This window comes from Ancylomarina sp. YFZ004, from assembly GCF_054254355.1.
Genome location: NZ_JBTCHQ010000015.1, coordinates 14,032 through 34,359 on the forward strand (window position 1 = coordinate 14,032; position 20,328 = coordinate 34,359).

13 protein-coding genes and 2 tRNA genes are annotated in these 20,328 nt (G+C 35.1%); 8 read left to right on the forward strand and 7 right to left on the reverse strand.

Annotated features, from left to right (window positions below):
- Positions 1-101: 101 nt before the first annotated feature.
- The 4 genes from ACXR6G_RS18090 to ACXR6G_RS18105 all read left to right on the forward strand — a co-directional run bounded on the left by ACXR6G_RS18090 (position 102) and on the right by ACXR6G_RS18105 (position 4,636).
- Positions 102-2,102 carry a T9SS type A sorting domain-containing protein gene (locus ACXR6G_RS18090; RefSeq protein WP_458362862.1) on the forward strand — a complete coding sequence of 667 codons (2,001 nt, stop codon included), beginning with the start codon at positions 102-104 and terminating at the stop codon, positions 2,100-2,102.
- A gap of 295 nt (positions 2,103-2,397) precedes the next feature.
- Positions 2,398-3,519 carry a hypothetical protein gene (locus ACXR6G_RS18095; RefSeq protein ID WP_458362863.1) on the forward strand — a complete coding sequence of 374 codons (1,122 nt, stop codon included), beginning with the start codon at positions 2,398-2,400 and terminating at the stop codon, positions 3,517-3,519.
- Positions 3,520-3,526: 7 nt separating this feature from the next.
- Positions 3,527-3,919, forward strand: coding sequence for a DUF3795 domain-containing protein (locus ACXR6G_RS18100; protein ID WP_458362864.1), 393 nt, complete (start codon positions 3,527-3,529; stop codon positions 3,917-3,919).
- Positions 3,920-4,309: 390 nt separating this feature from the next.
- Positions 4,310-4,636 (forward strand): hypothetical protein, encoded by a 327-nt coding sequence (locus ACXR6G_RS18105; protein WP_458362865.1) that lies wholly within the window; start codon positions 4,310-4,312, stop codon positions 4,634-4,636.
- Positions 4,637-4,976: 340 nt separating this feature from the next.
- Here ACXR6G_RS18105 and ACXR6G_RS18110 read toward each other — a convergent pair whose 3' ends face one another.
- Complete coding sequence (locus tag ACXR6G_RS18110; protein ID WP_458362866.1) at positions 4,977-5,414, reverse strand: GNAT family N-acetyltransferase; 438 nt, start codon at positions 5,412-5,414, stop codon at positions 4,977-4,979.
- A gap of 769 nt (positions 5,415-6,183) precedes the next feature.
- Between ACXR6G_RS18110 and ACXR6G_RS18115 the strand changes: the two genes are divergently transcribed.
- Complete coding sequence (locus ACXR6G_RS18115; RefSeq protein WP_458362867.1) at positions 6,184-7,005, forward strand: 4Fe-4S dicluster domain-containing protein; 822 nt, start codon at positions 6,184-6,186, stop codon at positions 7,003-7,005.
- Between the two features lie 119 nt (positions 7,006-7,124).
- Here ACXR6G_RS18115 and ACXR6G_RS18120 read toward each other — a convergent pair whose 3' ends face one another.
- The 6 genes from ACXR6G_RS18120 to ACXR6G_RS18145 form a co-directional block, all read right to left on the reverse strand.
- Positions 7,125-8,855: an LTA synthase family protein gene (locus ACXR6G_RS18120; protein WP_458362868.1), complete on the reverse strand. Its 1,731-nt coding sequence runs from the start codon at positions 8,853-8,855 to the stop codon at positions 7,125-7,127.
- Between the two features lie 318 nt (positions 8,856-9,173).
- Positions 9,174-10,430: a sensor histidine kinase gene (locus ACXR6G_RS18125; RefSeq protein ID WP_458362869.1), complete on the reverse strand. Its 1,257-nt coding sequence runs from the start codon at positions 10,428-10,430 to the stop codon at positions 9,174-9,176.
- On the reverse strand, positions 10,427-11,110 hold the full coding sequence (locus ACXR6G_RS18130) for a response regulator transcription factor (protein WP_458362870.1): 684 nt from the start codon (positions 11,108-11,110) through the stop codon (positions 10,427-10,429). Before ACXR6G_RS18130 ends, ACXR6G_RS18125 begins: the two co-directional genes overlap by 4 nt.
- An 874-nt stretch (positions 11,111-11,984) precedes the next feature.
- Positions 11,985-12,066 (reverse strand) — tRNA-Leu (locus ACXR6G_RS18135).
- A gap of 227 nt (positions 12,067-12,293) precedes the next feature.
- A tRNA-Leu gene (locus ACXR6G_RS18140) sits at positions 12,294-12,375 on the reverse strand.
- Positions 12,376-12,765: 390 nt separating this feature from the next.
- Entirely contained in the window at positions 12,766-13,119 is a 354-nt protein-coding gene (locus ACXR6G_RS18145; protein ID WP_458362871.1) for a hypothetical protein, read from the reverse strand.
- Between the two features lie 288 nt (positions 13,120-13,407).
- Here ACXR6G_RS18145 and mnmE point away from each other — a divergent pair, with 288 nt between their 5' ends.
- From mnmE to ACXR6G_RS18160, 3 genes are all read left to right on the forward strand, one after another.
- A complete protein-coding gene (gene mnmE / locus ACXR6G_RS18150; RefSeq protein WP_458362872.1) occupies positions 13,408-14,805 on the forward strand; it encodes a tRNA uridine-5-carboxymethylaminomethyl(34) synthesis GTPase MnmE in 1,398 nt (465 codons plus the stop codon).
- 491 nt (positions 14,806-15,296) lie between these two features.
- Positions 15,297-17,138, forward strand: a complete 1,842-nt coding sequence (gene recD, locus ACXR6G_RS18155; protein ID WP_458362873.1) for an exodeoxyribonuclease V subunit alpha — start codon at positions 15,297-15,299, stop codon at positions 17,136-17,138.
- 9 nt (positions 17,139-17,147) lie between these two features.
- Entirely contained in the window at positions 17,148-20,324 is a 3,177-nt protein-coding gene (locus ACXR6G_RS18160) for an exodeoxyribonuclease V subunit gamma (RefSeq protein WP_458362874.1), read from the forward strand.
- The last annotated feature ends 4 nt before the right edge of the window (positions 20,325-20,328 follow it).

Genomic DNA, 20,328 nt, shown 5'->3' on the forward strand with positions numbered 1-20,328 from the left:
GTTTGATAGAACAACTGTTTTAATCGCCCACGAAACTTAGCAAGACCGTTACAAATAATGCTTACTTTGATAATATAAGAGATCTTTTTTAATTTAAAAATATGAGAACAAAAAAGTATCTTCTTCAAGTCATTATTATTTTCGGATTTATATCTAATCTAAATGCGCAATGGGCTCAAATAGGTTCTGATATCAATGGAGAAGAAGCTGATTGCTATTTTGGAAGTTCAGTTTGTTTAAGTTCCGATGGATTAATAATTGCTGTTGGTGGTTTTCGTAATGATGGCAATAGCACAAACTCTGGTCACGTTCGCATATATGAAAACGTATCAGGATTTTGGACGCAAATAGGTGATGATATTGATGGTGAAGGATATGAAGATAGATCGGGTAGTGAGATAAGTTTAAGTTCAGATGGCTCTGTTGTGGCTATTGGAGCAGAATTCAATGATGGGGCAGGAACTGACGCTGGTCATGTTCGAATTTTCAAGAACGTATCAGGTACATGGACTCAAATTGGCAATGATATTGATGGAGAAGCATCGGGTGATCAGTCGGGTAGTTCAGTAAGTTTAAATTCTGATGGTTCGATTGTTGCAATTGGTGCCTCGTTGAATGATGGAAATGGCAATGTATCTGGTCATGTACGCCTGTTTAAAAATGTATCAGGTATTTGGACTCAAATTGGTAATGATATTGATGGTGAAGATGAAGAAAACTATTTGGGCCGTGCGGTATGTTTAAGCTCTGATGGATCGGTAGTTGCTATTGGTGGTCATGGAAATAGAGCAAATGGGTATTTATCGGGGCATGTGAAAATTTATAAAAATATATCTGGGATATGGACACAAATTGGTAGCAACATAAATGGCCAAGCTGCCGATGACATGTTTGGAGCTAGCTTACATATAAATTCTGACGGTTCGATTGTTGCAATTGGAGCTACAGGAAATGATGGAAGTAATGGAGATAATGATGGGCATGTAAGAGTTTATAAAATTGCAGAAGGAGAATGGATACAAATAGGAGATGATATTGAGGGTGAAAGAGGTGATGCATTAGGAGCGTCTGTTTCCTTAAATTCTGATGGTTCTGTTCTTGCAGTAGGAGCCCCTTTTAATGACGGAGAGGCTTATTACATGGGCTATGTAGACACCTATAAAAATTTACACAACACTTGGGTCCATTTCGGCACAAGGGTTTATGGAGAAGCATCTGGAGATTTCGGTGGTTGGGCTAATAGTTTAAATGCTGAAGGATCTACATTAGCTATTGGTGCTGGTTCAAATGACGGGAATGGGGAGAATTCTGGTCATGTAAGAGTATTCTATAATTGTACAACTTTTTCAGAAATAAGTGCAAAAGTATGTGATTCATATAGCTCTCCTAGTGGAAAATATATCTATACAAAAAGTGGTTTTTATTTAGATACTATTCCGAATAATGCCGGTTGTGATAGTATCATTGGCATAGATTTAAGCATTCTTAGAAATGAAGTAACAGATACAATAGTAGCATGCGGAAGTCACACTTGGATTGATGGGAATACTTATACTACTAGCAATAATACAGCAAGCCTAACTTTAACCAATGTTCATGGATGTGATAGTGTCGTTACATTAAATTTAACAATAAACAATGTGGATGTTTCTGTAATAGAAGATAATCTAACATTAATGGCAAAAGAAACTGATGCAAGTTATCAATGGCTTGACTGTAATGATAACTACAATCCTATTGCAGGTGAAACAAGTCAAAGTTTTACAGCTACTGAAGAGGGTAGCTATGCTGTCATAGTAGATAATGGCTTATGTATCGATACATCAGCTTGTTATCTGATGTTATATGTGGGGATTAATGAGATCGAGAAAGCATCATTTAATATTTATCCTAATCCTACAAGTGGTAGCGTAGAAATAGATTTAGGAGAAAGACAGATACGCAAAATAATGATTTTGGATATCAGTGGTAAAGTAATTAGGGAAAAGACACATGAAACTCAGATTGAAAAAAATGATATTTCAGATTTTAGTAGCGGAATGTATATCTTTTTATTTGTATCGGATAAAAAAACCTATATGGCAAAAATAATTAAAGAGTAATAATTCTATCTACAATAAATAAAGTTAAACCCCAAAGTAGCACCTTAACTAAAATGTACTATTTGTAACACTTTGTATAAGTAATGGCAGGGAAGTAGTAAAGGTAAAAAGTTTGTAGCCCGCCAAACTTCATCGCGGTTTGACAGGAAAGTGCCCCGCAACCTGCCACGACTCAGACAATTTACCGTTATGGGCAACGCTGGAAAACGTACCAATAACAAATTGACTAATGAATGATATTAATTATTTTCAAGATAAAACTGACTAAAATCCAATATTAAAAAATGGAGATAAAATGAAATACAAATCAATTACAATCCTATTTCTAATTATATGCACAAACATTTGTTTAGCACAAAAAGGTACAATAGACGCTGATTTTTCATCTAATGATTGGAAGACATTAGGCTCTGTAGAGGTAAAAGAGTTTGATTCGAAATTATCCACATGTATTTCGGATGGAACTGGAATAGCATATCTGGATGGAATAGATTTTCAAAATGGAATAATTGAGTGCGATTTATATTCACCTTCACATAAAGCGTATTTAGGGATTGTTTTTCGGATTGGTTCACTTACCAACTTTGAGTACATATATTTTCAACCTCATACAAGCGGGAAATGGGATGCTGTACAATATGACCCAATTTTTAACATGTCAGCCACATGGCAACTTTATAATGGAAAATCATATCAAGCTGTTGCAAATATTCCGACTAAGGAGTGGTTTCATGTAAAAATTGAAGTTGTGGACGACTCTGCGAAAGTTTATCTCGATAATAATCCAAATCAAGTTCTATCAGTAAAATTAAAACATGATTATATTTCTGGTGGTGTTGGTATTTGTAGCTACCATCCCGCGATTTTTGCAAACCTAAAAATAACAAAACACGCCCTTGTAAATATTCTAAAAAGAAGAACTCTACCAATTATCGATGATGAAACATATATTTCAAGCTGGCTTATATCTGAGCCATACGATAATTACGATTTTGCAATTGAAAAACCATTTTTAGATGAAGACCGAATAACTAAATGGCATAAGATAAATGTTGAAGCAAATTATTTAATAAACCTAAACAGATATTTTTCTAAAACTGAAACCAAAAATACTGTTCTTGCAAAAACGATTTTGAGTTCAGAAAAGGCACAAAAGAAAAAACTTCATTTTGGATATAGCGATAAAATAAAGGTTTACCTAAACTCGAAAGAATTGTTTATGGGGGATAATAGCTTCTATGAATCAGGCAGGTATGATGATAGAGGTTATGTTTTAGATAAACATGAAACTATAGAATTACCTTTGGTTAAAGGAGAAAATGAGTTAATTATTGAAATATCCGAAGATAAATTCGGTTGGGGATTTATTGCTCAGGTCGAGGATTTAGAAGGAATTGAAATTAAAAATGCAAAATAATAACAGCATGGAGGAAAATATTGCAAATCAAACCGATAGTTCAACTCAGATTGGCTTAGTTTCACACTGCGGATTCTATTGTGGTGCATGTCCAAAATATGTGAAAGGAGATTGTCAGGGATGCAAAGGAGAAAGTCCCAAATGTGCCGTAGGATTCAAAGCATGTAAAGTAAGACCTTGTTGCATTGAGAATGGATTCAGTACATGCGCCGACTGTGATAAGTATAGTTCAGTAAAGGATTGTACGATTTATAACCCTTTCCTAATTCGGTTCGGACAATTCATAACACGGTCAAGTAGGAGAAAAGGAATTGAAATGATAAAGGAAAAAGGAGAATCCGAATTTGTAAAATATATGATTGACAAGAATTTGGTAACGATTAAAAATGGAAAACAATAAAGCGCAGCCCATAACAAAGTGTTATATGTAATGCGGGTTTCAGCGGTTTTCGGGGCTGCGGCTCGTTGTTGCAACACCGCCAATTCGTCTTTGACGATTGACGGAAAATTTGAAATAATGAATAAACGAATTGGCTTCATGCGTTATTGAAAGTTTCCAACTTTTAATAATGCACTCCACTTACATAAACCGTTAGCGGTCAGTGAAAAAAAAGCGAAAATTACTGATGTAAAGGTTGATTATGACAATGACGAAATTGTAAATGAAGTTACCCGAGACCTGAAAAAAAATAAGATTAAGAAATCTGGAATAAGAGATGGAAAACCAGTAGGAGTAAAATATTCTCTGCCAATTTATTTTACATTAGAATAAAATTTTTAAAAAAAACATATGAAATTTACCACGATACATTTAGAAAATAATAAAATTGAATTGTTCAATTCAGTTTTTGGAAAAGAAACGATAAAAGTAAATAATGAAATAGTTTCCGAAAAACGATCTATCCTTGGCACTGAACATTTATTCCAAATAAAAGAAAATGAGAATGAAGCAAATTGTAGATTAGTTACGGGATTTGGTAGGAATGGAGTTGTATTCGATTTGTATAAAAATGACAAACCAATTATTGAATCACCTAAAAATGGTGCTATGGGAGTTATTATGATTATTGGTTTTGCAATAATAATTATTGCTGTGTTAGATAAAGTACTGAGTTAACAGAGATTGATAACAACAGAATTGAAAATAATAAAACTGGTTACAACAATGTATAAGCAAAATTGCTGCATAAAATGATTAGAGAAATCCGACTCACAATAAAACGAAATAACAAACATCGGAAAATTACGGTTTACCAACCGCAACTTTCCTTATACTAACCCGTTAGGCTTAATTGCTTTTTGAAAAGGACGAATTTGATATTAACGCGGACATAAGCGGACACAGGAGCGCAGCGAGTGTGTTCCGTTTTAATGTAGATGTTATATGATTTGAAATCTTTTTTTAATTTTCTATAAGTATAAAGGACATACGCAGACTTGCCCCATTATCAGACCTATCATAAATCTAAAACCATTATCTTTGGGAAGCAGTCTTTCCCATATTGAGAACAGTCATCGCACCGAAAAGTTTTTGGAGTTTCATTAGGATCAACAATTTCCACAAACCCAAACTTTGACCAATAAGCAGGAACTTTTGCTTGAATCAGGATCCTCTTAGCTCCTAAGTTCCGTATTTTTTTTTCCACTATTTGAAATAATGACTTTCCAATTCCCTGCCCTTTAAAATCGTCAATTACAGCAACAGAAAAAGTATATTCTCCATCTTGAAGCATCACTTCTGCTCCACCTATTAGTCTGTCAACCACTTCAACTGAATATCCCTTTAAAACCTTGACTCCAGTTTTATTGTTTTCTAATCCCTGAGCTTCAAATATTCTTTCAATTTCAGGATATTCATCTGGTTCAGCCTTCCTTATTTTAAACTCTTCCACCATTCTTTTACCTATTTTGTATTTAGTAAATAACCTTTTTATCTGATAGTTTCATGTATCTGTAAGCCGTTCTTCCTGGATAGTTTCGGCGCATTAATCTCCTAATTTTCCCAATATCAAAGTCATTCATTCATATAACATATATTCTACTGCTAATAGCGACATAAAAAACAAAAATAAGCATATCATCTAGGTAATTCAATAGAAATTCACGTTTGCAGTATAAAATAAAATATATGAGCTGATTGTGGCAAAATGCAGCATAAGGCTGAATTTTGTAATTGCATACGTACTCCCATATGGCAAAAAAAAAATCATTTTGACTTGTTATCCACAAGTTAGCGGTAATGCGGGGCTATACGACGGAAAATAAAACTTGATAAATTAGGAAACAACAGAGATATGGTGAAAATAGAAAAAAATATCGAAAGTCTAACAAAAGCTAAATTTTATGGGAGCTGATGAATGACTTGAGAGTTAGTTCAATTAATAAACATCAGCAAGCCATCTAAATCCGACTTGTCAATAATAAAATAATATGTAAATTTAGTCGGCTTGCTTATTTAGTGGTTTGATGAGACAGTAGTTTAAAATCGCCCACGCAACTTAGCAAGACCGTTATCGGCAAGATTAAAATTGCAATTATTAATATTTTATGTATACTTTAAATCGATATTTAAATTTGATTAATTTCAATTCTGATTAACAAAATTCTAATTTTGTTTCTGTTGTTAATCTGAGCATTATTGAAGCATAAATTTGATGCACTTGTATGAAAAAAATAGCAAAACGTATAGGAATTCTTTACTTCTCGCCTACAAATACAACAAAGAGAATTTGTAATGCTATTGCTTTAGGTATGGGGGCAAAAGAGCCGAAAGATTTAAATATAACAATTCCAGATTTCCGAGCTAAATTAACATCTAATCCCAATGCAATTTTAAATAACATTGATCACTTGATCATTGGAGCTCCTGTTTATTCAGGCAAGTTGCCGATTCAGGTAATAGATTGCTTAAAAAGTATAAATGGAAATGAAAAAAAATGTACAGCAGTTGTTGTATACGGTAACAGGGATTACGGAATTGCGCTTTATCAAATGGTGGAAATACTTTCTAATAATAATTTTAATGTTCTAGCTGCAGGCGCATTTATTGGGCAACATTCTTATTCTAATATTATACCTGTTGCTATTGGGAGGCCAGATAAAACTGATTTGGAAAAAGCATATGATTTTGGTTCAAATAGCCTGAATGCTCATAACTTTTTATCAATTGAAGATATTGCAGTTCAACGAGATGTGTTTTCCAGGTCTAAGAATTACAATCCAATACGCCCCGTTTTTATATCAGCGAATTGCACCCATTGTAGAATCTGTTCAAAACGATGTCCTGTAAATATTATTTCGCCTGAAACGGGTAATTGGGTAAATAAAGAAGCAATGAAACAGTGTATCGGCTGTATGGCGTGTGTTTCTGACTGTAAGGCAAAAGCCAGAATTGTTAGGGCTAATCTTAGCATGAGATTAATGTTGAAATATATACTTAAAAAAGCCTCTGTTCAACGGCAAGAACCACTTACTATTTTTTATTAAAATGATTTTCGACATAAAATAACAAAAACTGTTCCTCAATATGAGGGACAGCTTTTATTATTTATTTAGCTTGTTGCGACAGTTGATTGAATTAATCCAATAAAAAACCTGACGGTTTATTATTTCAATTCAACTAAATTTCTCGTTGTTAAATTCTCGGGATAAATTGTGTAGAGTCGATTTGAATAGAGGTGCCAAGGGAGTAAGGCATAAGCTAAACCATCTCGTATTAGTTCTTCATTATCCTCAATGGGTTCTAAATGTTCATTTTTGTAGAGAAAACATTGAGCTGGTTTATTGGGCTGATGAACAATAACTGTGTCCCCAATTCGATAGGCATGTTTATTACTAAACTGCATGATTGATCTTCCTGGGGCATCTTCATCTTGCTGTGTCAAATCATTTCCTATCATAGGGTGTTCCGATTCTATTCCAGCCATTGAGAGAAGTGTGGGCATTAAATCAATTTGACTACACAAACCAGAATACTTTTTCTTCTCAACATCGGGACCAATGATAAGACCTGGGATATGGAATTTGTTCACCGGAACAATCTCATCACCAAATACTCTTGTGTTATGATCGGCTACAACGAGGAAGATTGTATTTTCGAAATAGTCTTCCTTTTTAGCAAGCTCGAAAAATTTACCAATAGAATAGTCAGCGTATTTCATGGCATTGTGGACGGTAGCTTGTTTCTCTTTATCGTACAAATTAAATCGACCTTCAGGGAATTCGAAAGGAGCGTGGTTTGATGTGCTTAGCATGAGGGCAAAGAAAGGTTCATCGCCTTTTTCTTTGAATACCTGATTAGCTTTTACAACAAGATCTTCATCGCTCACACCCCAAGTCCCTTCAAATACAGGATTGTCAAAACTTGACTGGTCGTATATGGTTGAGAAGCCATTACCCTTGAAAAACATTTTCATATCATCGAAATTACTCATACCTCCATAAACGAAATTGGTTGAGTAGCCTTTTTGTTTAAGAAGTTCAGCAATGGTGAAGAATTGTGATCTCGACTTGCCAAGTTTAACCACCGATCTTCCCGGTGTAGGTAAAAAACCAGCAATTGTAGCTTCAATTCCTCTTACAGTTCTTGTTCCAGTTGAATAAAGATTAGTGAGTAATGTGCCTTCTTTACTTAGCTTGTCTATATTAGGCGTAAGGGGTAAACCTCCTAAGCAGCCAACATATTCAGCACCTAAACTTTCCTGAAGGAAAACAACAATATTATAAGGTTTAATATTTTTTGATGAAGGTATTTGTTTGTGATAGAATGGGATTTTTGAGTTGAGAGTTTTATCCCACTTCACCGAACTTGCGGCTTCAACACGTGAAATAATCTCTTCAGTTTTCATTTTGCCATATTTTCGAGATGGATCTTTCTCATCTTTCATTTTTAGGAAAGCACAAAATACAGAGAAGGTTGAGTTTAGACTTAGTTCGTTAGCCATTTTACTTTTATTGCTAAAATAGGCTGTACTAACATTTGCCGGACGAGGCGATAAACTTGATCTCCCACCCAAAAATATCAAAGCTCCTAAAATGGGTAAGAGAATAATATTTATTTTCCAATTACTTGCTTCGTAGTTTCTGAGAATATTAGAAAATAGTCGCCAGGCAAGAATAGAAACTCCAATGGTGACAATAATTGTGAATAAAAGACTGTATGGATTATTACCCATAATGGTGCCTGAAACTTCTTTCATATGATCGAGATATTCAATGAAAATTCGATCGGGACGAAGGTCGTATTGTTCGATAAAGGCGTAAGTGGACATTTCCATCATAGATGTTAAACCTATGAAAAAGCTAAAGTAGCTAATCCACAAATATCGACTTTTCAATATCCAGTTTTTAGGGAAAATTAGAAAACATAGTAAAGGTAAACTGCTGTAATAACAAATAAGAATCAGGTCGATTCGAATACCAACAAAGATGAGTTTCCAGAATTGAGGTTCGATAATGATTCTCTCCCAATATATAATCGTATATGTTAGCCTAGAAATAAAAAAAAGACTTAGAGAACATATTAGAAAAATTAGTAAAGGTGCTAGAGACTTGGTTTTGTTAATGTACTTGTTTAAATCCATAAGGGTGTAAAATCTTGAGTTTGGGCTAGTAAAAATAAGAATTCAAAGAAAGCATAAAATTCTAACAAAAATCTAACAATATATAAGCTTGACTGTAAAAATGTGATTAAAATTGTTAAAAGAATAGTGAATTGAAAAATCAGAGTAATCAATGATCTTTTTTACAATCGCAAGTCCGATTCCAGAGGACGAATTTAATTGGGATTCTTTATAAAAACGGTCGAATAATTTTTCAGGTTGATTAATAGTTTTTTCGCCATAGTTTGAAATGCTAAAATGCCCTTCATCTATTAGAATTTCAATTTTTTTATTCTCCGGAGAATTCTTAATGGCATTGGTCAACAGGTTTTGAATTAGAAGATTGGCTAATCTTTTATCTATGTGAGTTTTTAGGTTAACATTCTCTGAAATTGAGATAATAATTTTATTATCCTCAATAATTTCATCAAATGATAATAGCCAATCTTTAAGTACTTCATTAATTGATATGAGTTTCTTGTCTTGGAATAAGCCATGATCAATTTTTGCTAGAAGGAGCAATGCCTTCGTAATGCCTGATAAACGATCAGTCGATATGTAAATTTCTCTGATAGATTCAATGGTTTTAGGCTTCAGTTCTGAATCGGAAAATAGATTTTCACATTTATTCTGAATGATTGCAAGCGGCGTTTGAAACTCATGAGCTGCATTGGCTGAAAATTCCTTAGAAGCCTGATAATCCTGATTTAGGCGATCAGCCATTTTTGTAAGAACATGATTGAGATCATCAAGTTCGTCAATACCAGTTGTTTTGAGATGTAATTTATCTGATGATGTGAATGAGAAGCCTTTAATTTGTTCAATATTCTCGTTAAAAGTTTGCCACAACTTATAACTAATAGCTCGACTAAAGAATATAAAGCCAAGGAATATCAAAAGAAGTACAATGGATACAACGGGCGTAATTTCAAAAAAGACTTCTAAAAAAGTTTCTGCAAATTGACGATGGGTGATGAGGTAATTCGTTTCATTTATTATTTGAGAATAGCTATATTCTCTAAACACATCCATTTCTCTATCTTCCGGATCGAATAGGATTGTATCTTTAAGAGTACCTTCTACAATCTTATCGGTATCTATTATTGTAACCTGATATGTTGGAGGAATGTTAGGAAAGTCCCCGTGGTTTTTAATAACCTTACTAATCTCCATGGCACCATATCTAAGTTCAATATCGGTGTTAATTTTTTCAAAATGAGATAGAATAGAGCTAATGATGATGTTTGCAAGGATGAATAAGAAGAATCCGTATTTCAGATAACTTCTATTTATTTTTGTTAGGAGTTTCATTTGGATTCAAATTTATAACCGAAACCATGAACCGTTTTAATGTAATTCTGTCCCGTATGTGTTTTTATCTTTTTCCTAAGTCGATTGATATGTGTATAGATGAAATCTGTATTTCCCATGAATACAGAGTTTTCACCCCAAACATGTTCATAGAGACTTTCTTTGGTCAATACTTTTTCGTTATTTTCAAAAAAATAGAGAAGAAGATCAAATTCCTTTCGACTAAATTCTACTGGGATGTTGTTGATTTTCACCAAATTTGTGTGAGTATCAATTTCAATCCCATTAAACTTTAGAATCTTATTTTCAGAATTGAAATTGCGTCTTAGTAAAGCATTTATACGAGCATTCAATTCTGATAAGTGGAAGGGTTTAACCAGATAGTCATCAGCACCAAGATTTAAACCGTCAACACGATCTTCCAGTTTGTCACGTGCAGAAATAACAATAACTCCTGTTTTATCCCAAATTGACTTTATAAAAGGAATGTAGTCAAGTCCATCACCATCTGGTAAGTTAAGATCAAGTAGGACAATAGGGTATAATTTTTTCTCAAATAATTGTTTGCCCTCAACAAGTGAATCTGTGCTATAGCATGAAAAACCGATTGAATTCAGATAATCTGAAATGATTTTCTGTAAACTTAGATCATCTTCTATTATGAGAACTTCCTTTTTCATGTGGCTGGTGTTAGTTGGAGGCTAAAAGTAGAAAAATGATATTAATTCATAAGGTTTATGCTATACTTTTGTTGTTGCTCATGAATTCAAATGGATCAGTTACAAAAGTTGGGTTTAAGTGCATTAATTATATGTTAGAATTATCTTTTAATTTTTTCGCTAGAGCCGCTGGGCTCTTACTTTTTTCTTAGATAAAAAAGTAAGCTCCCCCGGAGGGAACATGAGCACCAGAAATTATATTCGCGAATCAAAAATCAAGTCAGCCTGATCCTTGTCTTCGCTTTGTTGGAGAAACTGTGACACGCCTCACGGCAGGCTGACAAAGCCCGCCCAAAACATTTTAGTACATATGATTAAGATTATGAGTTGGATTTTTAATCCTGGCCTCGGCAGCGCAAGTGGGGCCCCATAGGTGAAAAAGGCGTTAAAAACAGAATGCTGTCTGGGTGAGGCACGAACGAGTTCAGTCTGTTTAGTCTTTAAACCGTAATGGGTCACTGAGTGCCGGAGCCATTGATTTTTGTTACTTTTCATCAAGGAAAAGTAAATAAAGAGAAAAATGGTTTGTATTATGAATCTGATTTTGCTACGAAACAAATTTTCAAAGATCAGACCAAAATGAAATTCTTCCTATTCCAACAAATAAAGATTATTCATCTATACCCAGAAATCTCTCTTGATTCTCTCTGAAAGGAGTTGTAAAAATTGACATTTTCTTGTGCCGATAAACAAAAACATTTGCCTAATTAGAATCATTATAGAATTAGACCCAACTTTTACCGGTGATCCGTATTAACTGAGAGTAAAAATTCTTCGCGAACAAAAATGAAGGGCATAAAAAAAAGGATCAACACTTTCGTATTGATCCTCTTTGTGCGGATGAAGGGACTCGAACCCCCACGCCTCTCGGCACTAGATCCTAAGTCTAGCGCGGCTACCAATTACGCCACATCCGCGTTTCTCCTAATTGCGGTGCAAAGATGGTGTGTTTTTATATAAACTGCAAGCTTTTTATGAATAAAAAGTAAAGAGAAACCAATGTTTATTGATAGTCTAGAAGGAAAGAATTGAGCTTCAATCGTTAAGATGAGAATCTGGTTGTCGCAATAAGAATATCTAGGCTCTCAACACCAGAATAATGAGCATAAAAAAAGGATCAACACTTTCGTATTGATCCTTTTTGTGCGGATGAAGGGACTCGAACCCCCACGCCTTTCAGCACTAGATCCTAAGTCTAGCGCGGCTACCAATTACGCCACATCCGCGTTTTTCCTGATTGCTGTGCAAAGATGGTGTGTTTTTATATAAGCTCCAAATGTTTTTGGAAAATAAATTGCAATAAATTCAATGTTTATGGGCTTTGTGGAGGTAAGTGCTTGTGAAGTAGTGTTTAATGATTGAAACTTTTTTTGATAAATTTTCAGGGAAAGTAAAGCACCTAATTCGGCTCCCGCCGTTTGGGGATTGCTGCCCCAAACATCGGAATGAATCTTTCATCCTGGCTTGTTGATTGTTATCACTTATTTGTCATTCATAACTCATAATTTCTAATTCTGAATTGGTTTTCGCTTGTTATTGGGCATTCATCCCCGGGGACTTTGTTTCATTCAGCCTTAATACCCTTTATTTCCTTTAACCTTTATCCTTTTTTACCTTTAAGCTTGAATTTTATCCATCACAAAGACACCAAAACATTCATGATCGTCGTAAGAGTGACCCACAATCTGTTTTTTTTCATTCATGCTGCCTTCCCAGCAATCCAGGTGGTACTCGATTTCTTCTTCAGCATCTAATATTTCAACAGCTGTACCTGTAATCTTTAATTGCTGACCATCAAAAGTACCTTCGACCTCTTGTTGCACACGAAATGGTGTTTCGTCTTCGATTCTTTCTGTGTAAACTAAAACGCCTGTAATCTTTTCGCCTTCTTGTGTGAATTCAGCAAAGCCTTCATCTTTCCCAAAACCAAAATCCTCGTTAAACGACCAACGGCCTGTCATATTCTTCATTCCTATTCTTATATCTAATTCATAAACTGAAAACAAAGGTAGAGGAAAAGTCGAAAAATGTGTAAAAGTAGCTCCTTATTCGTAGCAGTTCTTTAATTTCTTCTTGTGTTTATCAGGCTTGAAAACCAATTGCGATGGGTACGATAATTCTTAATTCATTATTCCTAACTCATAATTCCTGATTCATAATTCATAATTCCTAAATTCTCACCTATCTTTGTATGCTCTAATATTGAACAATGAGATGACATTATTTATTAATTGTTCATTACTAATTATTAATTGAACATGATCGATCAATCAACTATATGTGCCGTTTCTACAGCTGCAGGACATGGTGCCATTGCCATTATCCGACTTTCGGGTGAAAAGGCATTAACAATTTGTGACCAGATATTCCAATCGAAAACCAATAAACTTCTTAGCGAACAAAAGGCCAATACTGTTCATTTCGGTAACCTGATGGATGGGGAAGAGATTGTGGATGAGGTTTTGGTAACGGTTTTTAAAGCGCCATTTTCCTATACGGGCGAGAACAGTGCCGAAATAGCCTGTCATGGTGCACCCTATATACAGCAACGTATTTTACAGGTTTTGTTGAAGGCTGGTGCCCGAATGGCTAAACCGGGTGAATATACCCAGCGTGCCTTTTTAAATGGGAAGATGGACCTTTCTCAGGCCGAAGCTGTGGCCGATTTGATTGCTTCCAGTTCGGCATCGGCTCATAAAGTAGCTTTACAGCAAATGCGTGGTGGCTTCTCTAATGAGATTGCTAACCTACGTGGACGCTTGTTACACTTCATTTCTATGATAGAGCTGGAGCTTGACTTTGGTGAAGAAGATGTGGAATTTGCGGATAGAACACAGTTACAAGCTTTGGTGACAGAAATAGAGACTATTATCAGTAAGTTGGTGAATTCTTTTGAGTTGGGTAATGCCATCAAAAACGGGGTACCTGTTGCAATCGTGGGAAATACCAATGTGGGGAAATCAACCCTGCTGAATGCTCTCTTAAAAGAAGATAAGGCCATTGTTTCGGATATAGAGGGAACCACACGCGACGTGATTGAGGATACCATCAACCTGGGTGGCGTGACCTTCCGATTTATCGATACAGCTGGTATCAGAACCACCCTCGATAAGATTGAGAATATGGGTATAGAGCGCACATTCCAGAAGATGCGTCAAGCTCAAATCGTGATGCTTTTGATCGATGCCAACCGTCCTGTTGATATGCTGAATGAATCTATTGCTAAAGTCAACGATACTATCGATCGCGATCAGCAGAAACTGATTGTTTGCCTGAATAAGATTGACCTGTGCAAGGATACTGAAGCACTGAGCAAACAACTTATTGGCTTGAAGGAAGAAGATAAGCTGATGTTTATCTCAGCCAAAGAACTAGAAAATACCGATGAATTAGCCACTGAACTCTTGAAAGTGGTGAATATGGACACCCTAAACGAACAGGATGTGATTGTGACCAATGCTCGCCATTTCGAAGCCTTAAACTCTGCTTTAGGCAGCATCACACGAGTGAACGATGGATTAATAAACATGATCCCAACCGATTTCCTGGCTCAGGATATTCGCGAGTGCCTTCACTTTTTGGGTGAGATCACTGGGGATATATCTTCAGATGAAGTGCTTGGTAATATTTTCAGTAAATTCTGTATCGGAAAATAACTTCCAAGAAATCAAACACGAATCACATATAAAAAAGCCCTGTTCTATCTATTAGAATGGGGCTTTTCTTTTGATCAGATTTCTTTGGAGTTCTCTCATATAAGATCAATATTCCAATAATTATTGATTTTGGTATTTCTATTATTTTCCACTTCCAGTATTGAGTAGAATTTGAATAAGAGTAGGTCAATCTGGGTCATATATTATTTCAGACTTATTAAATATTAAGCTTATTTTTTCTTACGCCACCTTTTGGCATAGTGTCGACCTAATTTTGTTTCTTGATATATTTAAGCTTGTTAAGCTTAAGATAAACAGACGTTTGTGATTTACTCTTAAACTTGGCAGATTTGACAGCAATTTGTATTGTTATAAATTAGTATTTTGTAAAGCTCATAGAGTGAGATATAGAAGCATTTTATGTGTGTTTTAATCATCAAATCTGAACATATATTTACTGTTTGGACTTGTTATTTGAAGTATATAAGCATATGAAACAAAATATTGATGTACATAAGATTTTTGCTGATTATTTTAATAGTAATATAAGCAAAGCACTTGCTTATGCTGTCTCGCAGAAATTAAGTGAAGGCCATATTTGTTTAGATATAGAAAAATATAATCACCTGATTTTTGGTAAAGAAGAGTCTGAATTGTTAGAGATGAACCCTTTTCTGAAACAGGGTGATTCATTTGATATAGCTGAAATTATTAAAGATTCTTTTATCACTTCTTCGCTTGATGTTATATGCCCTCTCGTAGTAAATGAAGGGAAGGTTTATTTACATCGCTATTTTGAATATGAAACTGAGATTATTCAACAGATAAAGAATTTTGTAGAGCAGGAATCTACAACATTGGATTTGTCTGAGAATATACTAAGTCATCAGACCGACTTGATACACACTCTTTTTGAATCGTCGGATGATACCGGTAATTTACCATCTGCAGAAAGTGTAAATTGGCAACTAGTCGCTGCATTAACAGCAATCATTAAAAAACTTTCGATTATTACTGGTGGCCCAGGAACAGGGAAGACGACTACTGTTGCTAAAATTCTTGCCATTTTGTATAGCGATTGTCCTATGTTAAAGGTGGCTTTAGCAGCTCCTACAGGTAAAGCTGCTGCACGAATGAAAGAATCATTGAGCCACGCTAAGGATTCTCTTGCGGGACTTTCGGAGGAAGTAAAATCCTTATTTGATGATATGGAAGCCAAAACCATACACCGATTGCTAGGTTATAAAAAGAACTCTCCTTATTTCAAACACAACGCCGATAATACCTTGGAATATGATGTCATAATTATTGATGAATCGTCAATGATTTCTGCACCTATGATGGCCAAGTTGATGACCTCAATTTCTACATCAGCAAGACTCATTTTCCTTGGCGATAAAAATCAATTGGCATCGGTTGATGCAGGAAGTGTGTTTGGTGATATTTGTTTATCATTAGGAGATAATATGAATGTGTTTTCTGAAAGCAATGCACAGTTTATCAATGCTTTTATTGCACAGGATAAGCTTAAAATCCAAACTGACTTTATCTCTTCATTACCAATGTCGCATTTACTTTCTGAACACATTATCGAGTTAAAAAGGAGTCATCGTTTTAAGAGTACTGAAGGTATTGGCTTGTTTAGTAAAGCGCTAATACAAGGTCATATCTCCGATAAAGATTATAAGGATAGTGAGCAATGTAAAGGCGAGTATGTAAAAGTGGTGGGAGATGATAATTCATCCTTATTGGATGAGTTTATGATTAAATACAAGTCATATATCGAGGAGAAGGTTATTAAGAAAGCTTTACAAAAATTAAATGATGTACGATTTCTATGTACAGTTCATGAAGGGAAGTATGGTGTTAATCATTATAATATGCTCATTACCGAATTCCTAAAAAAGAAAGATTTACTAAATCCACAAAATGGTTTTTACGAAAATCAACCGATTATAATAAAGAGAAATGATTATGCTCTAGGTCTTTTTAATGGGGATGTTGGTATTATCCGAAAGGATGATAAAGGTGTGTTTAAAGCTTGGTTCGAATCTGTTGACGGAAGTGTTAAACAAGTCTTACCAGGTTTCATTTCTGCATACGAAACTGTGTTCGCAATGACTATTCATAAAAGTCAGGGATCTGAATTTACATCCGTTGCGGTCATTTTACCAAATGACGAAAACCTAGCCATTTTAACTCGTGAGCTTTTATATACAGGTATTACACGTGGTAAAAAGGAAGTTGTCATATTTGGTGATAAAGCTGTGATTGACAGTGCTGCACTGAGAAAAGTAGAGAGAGCATCGGGAATAATAGAAAGAATTCAATAAGATAGTAGGATGAGCATATTGATATACAGCTCCAATTTATTGGAGAATTTGGCAAATAAGTTTAGCGAACAGATTCGTACTAATACAAATGTATTTGCGACTAATTTGGTAATGACTCAGACCGAAGGGATGGGAACCTGGTTGGCTATAGAGGTCGCAAAAAACAATGGGATTTTTGCCAATCATAGTTTCGAAAATCCAGGTGCTTTTATTAATCGCATTTTTAAGTTGGCTGATTTATGGGTTGATGGTCGCTACGGCAAACAAAATTTAAGATGGATGATTTTTTCTCTTCTTGGGAAAAAGGAATTTATACAGAGCTTTCCTTTGGTTTCTAAATATTATAAGGAAGACAAGCTCAAGCGTTTTCAATTAGCAACTGAAGTGGCTGATGTTTTCGATCAATATATGATATACAGGCCAGACTATATAGAAATATGGAATGAGGGAGAGTCTGTCATAGGCGATGCTAATGATGATAATGGATTTTCTAAGCATGAGGCATGGCAATCTTACCTTTGGAGAGATTTGAAGATGACATATCTTAATCTGGGCTTAGATAGAGTGGATTTGAAAAATCTGTTGTTAGAAAAACTTAAGGATTTCGATTTTCAGAAAACAATAAAAGACGAATTCTCTCAGATATCCTTTTTTGGCTTATCAGTTATTTCCAATTACCATATGGATATTTATAATGCCTTAGGGCAAATTATTGATATTAGCTTTTATGTGGTAAACCCTTCCCCTGGAAGCCATTGGTATAAAAAAACGGATAATGTAACACTTATTGATAACGAGCTGTTTGACAGTTATAATGCATTAGGAAAAGATTCTTTTTCCTTACTGATGCCGAATGAAAGTATTGCATTGGATGTTAGCAAAACCGAAATGCCAAGGCCTAATACGCTTTTAGGAAAAATCCAGAATGATATTTATTGCAATAGCAGGAGTGAGCGTAATCGAATAGAAGATCGTGATTTAGTTGATGAATCTATTTGTGTGGCATCTTCTTTTACGCCAGTTCGTGAGCTAGAGAGTTTATACAATTACCTTTTGCATGTTTTTGAAAAAGATTCAACAATTAAGCCTTGCGATGTTGTGGTACAACTTACTGATGTTGAAAAATACGCCCCTTATATCAAAGCAGTATTCGATAAAGCTGCTGTGTATATTCCTTATTCAATTTCCGATCAGTCATACAAAACGGAAGACTCTATAGTTGGGATTTTAGATAAGCTATTGAGCTTAAATGTAGATGATTTCACCTCCGAAACAATTGTTCAACTGCTGGATTCTCATTTTGTGAGAAATAAATTTGGCATAAGCAACCTGGATTTTGTTCGTGATCTAATTCGGGATGCCAACATCCATTTGGGCATTGACGGTAGACAAGAGGATGATACTCGTTTTGTAAGCTGGCAGTATGGATTGCATAGGATGCTTTTAGCTTATGCTATAAAAGGAGGAGCTGAGTATCAATCCTACGATGATAGCTTATTTCCTTTGGATACATTTGAAGGTAGCGAAGCCTACGAAATGCTGCGCTTAAAAGCTTTTGTTGATCAGCTGATTATTATGGTTGACAAACGCAAGGATGCCAAAACGCTTAACGAATGGAAAGAGTATGTTTTGAATGAGGTTCTGGAGGCATTAATTGTATTCGACGAAGATAGTAATGAAGAGTATAAGTACATCATAAATCATTTGAATGGTTTAGATCATTTGGATGATGTGGTTAATGAAGAGATTGATTTTTCAGTTTTTTATCGTTCGTTTAATCTTGATTTGTTTTCCGAAAACAGAAAGGGTGGTTTCGTGAATGGGAAGCTGAGCTTTTGTTCTATGATCCCTATGCGAAGTATCCCATTTAAGATCGTAGCATTGTTGGGGCTGGATTCGGACAAACTCCCAAGAAAAAGCAAGGATAGAGGCTTCGATTTAATGAGTTTCCAAAAAAGGACTGGTGATCGAAATATGAAGGCTAACGACAGGTATTTATTTCTTGAAAGTATTCTTTCTGCTCGGAAATTTCTATATCTCAGTTATATTGGCAACAGTGTGAAGAATAATTCAGAGCAAGCACCGTCCTTATTGGTCGACGAACTTTTATCCTACATCCAGTTGGGGAATTCTAATGCAAAAGCGATGCTTTTAACCAAGCACCCTATGCATTCATTCAGTAAAAAGTACAATTCAAAGGATCCTAAATTTTATTCTTATTTGAGCCGTTGGAATGAAGAAGAGAAAGCATTGGAATCAAAACAAAATGGCGCTGAGGAGAAGATCGATTTGAGTCAAATACAAATGAAGGATTTGATTCGTTTTTGCAAAAACCCTATTCAATATTACTACAATAAAGTATTACGTATTTATTATAATGAAGACGATGTGCTTTTGGCTGAAACAGAGCTGTTCGAACTTGATAATCTTCAACAATATCAAGTCAAAATGGATTTGCTGAAAACTCTGGATGCAAAGGTGGATGCTTATGTGAGTAAAGGGAAAAAAACAGGCTATCTCCCTTTGGCTAATATGGGAGGCATATGTATGAATACGGCTCGTAATGAAATTGATGAACTTCGCAATCAATGGAAAATAGCGACTTGTGAAGAGGAGGAAGATGGTTTATCTATAGATTTATCCTGGAACAATGAATATGTGGGGGCAATGCAATTTTCAGCTCATATTGATCATATATATGGAGGTAGACATTTATGTGTTAATGTTTCTAAAATCTCAAGCCGTGAGAAGTACTTGGTTGAGGCTTGGATTAAACATTTAGCTCTAATGGCAGACAATAGGGGTATAGATACTGTTTTTATGGCTTCTTATTGTGAGGAGCCAATTGTGTTTTCGTCTACTATGATGAGTGCAGAACTGGCTGATGCTACCCTTCAATCCTTAGTTCGTAGTTTTTGCTCAGGACACGAAAGGGTAATCCCTTTCCTTCCAAAACAGGGCTATGAACTCCTTACCAAAAAGAATGATGATGAAGATAAGGCACTTTCTCGGATAAAAAAGGAAGGCATTCCTAATAAAAACAAACCCTGGTTTAATGCCTATATAGCCAACGAAATAGATAATGGCATTTTTGCTATGTCTGAGTATCAGGAAAAAGACAAAGAGGCACTCTCTAGTATAAGTAAAGATTTATTCTCGTGCATTATCAGTGAGAAATTATTTTGACTAT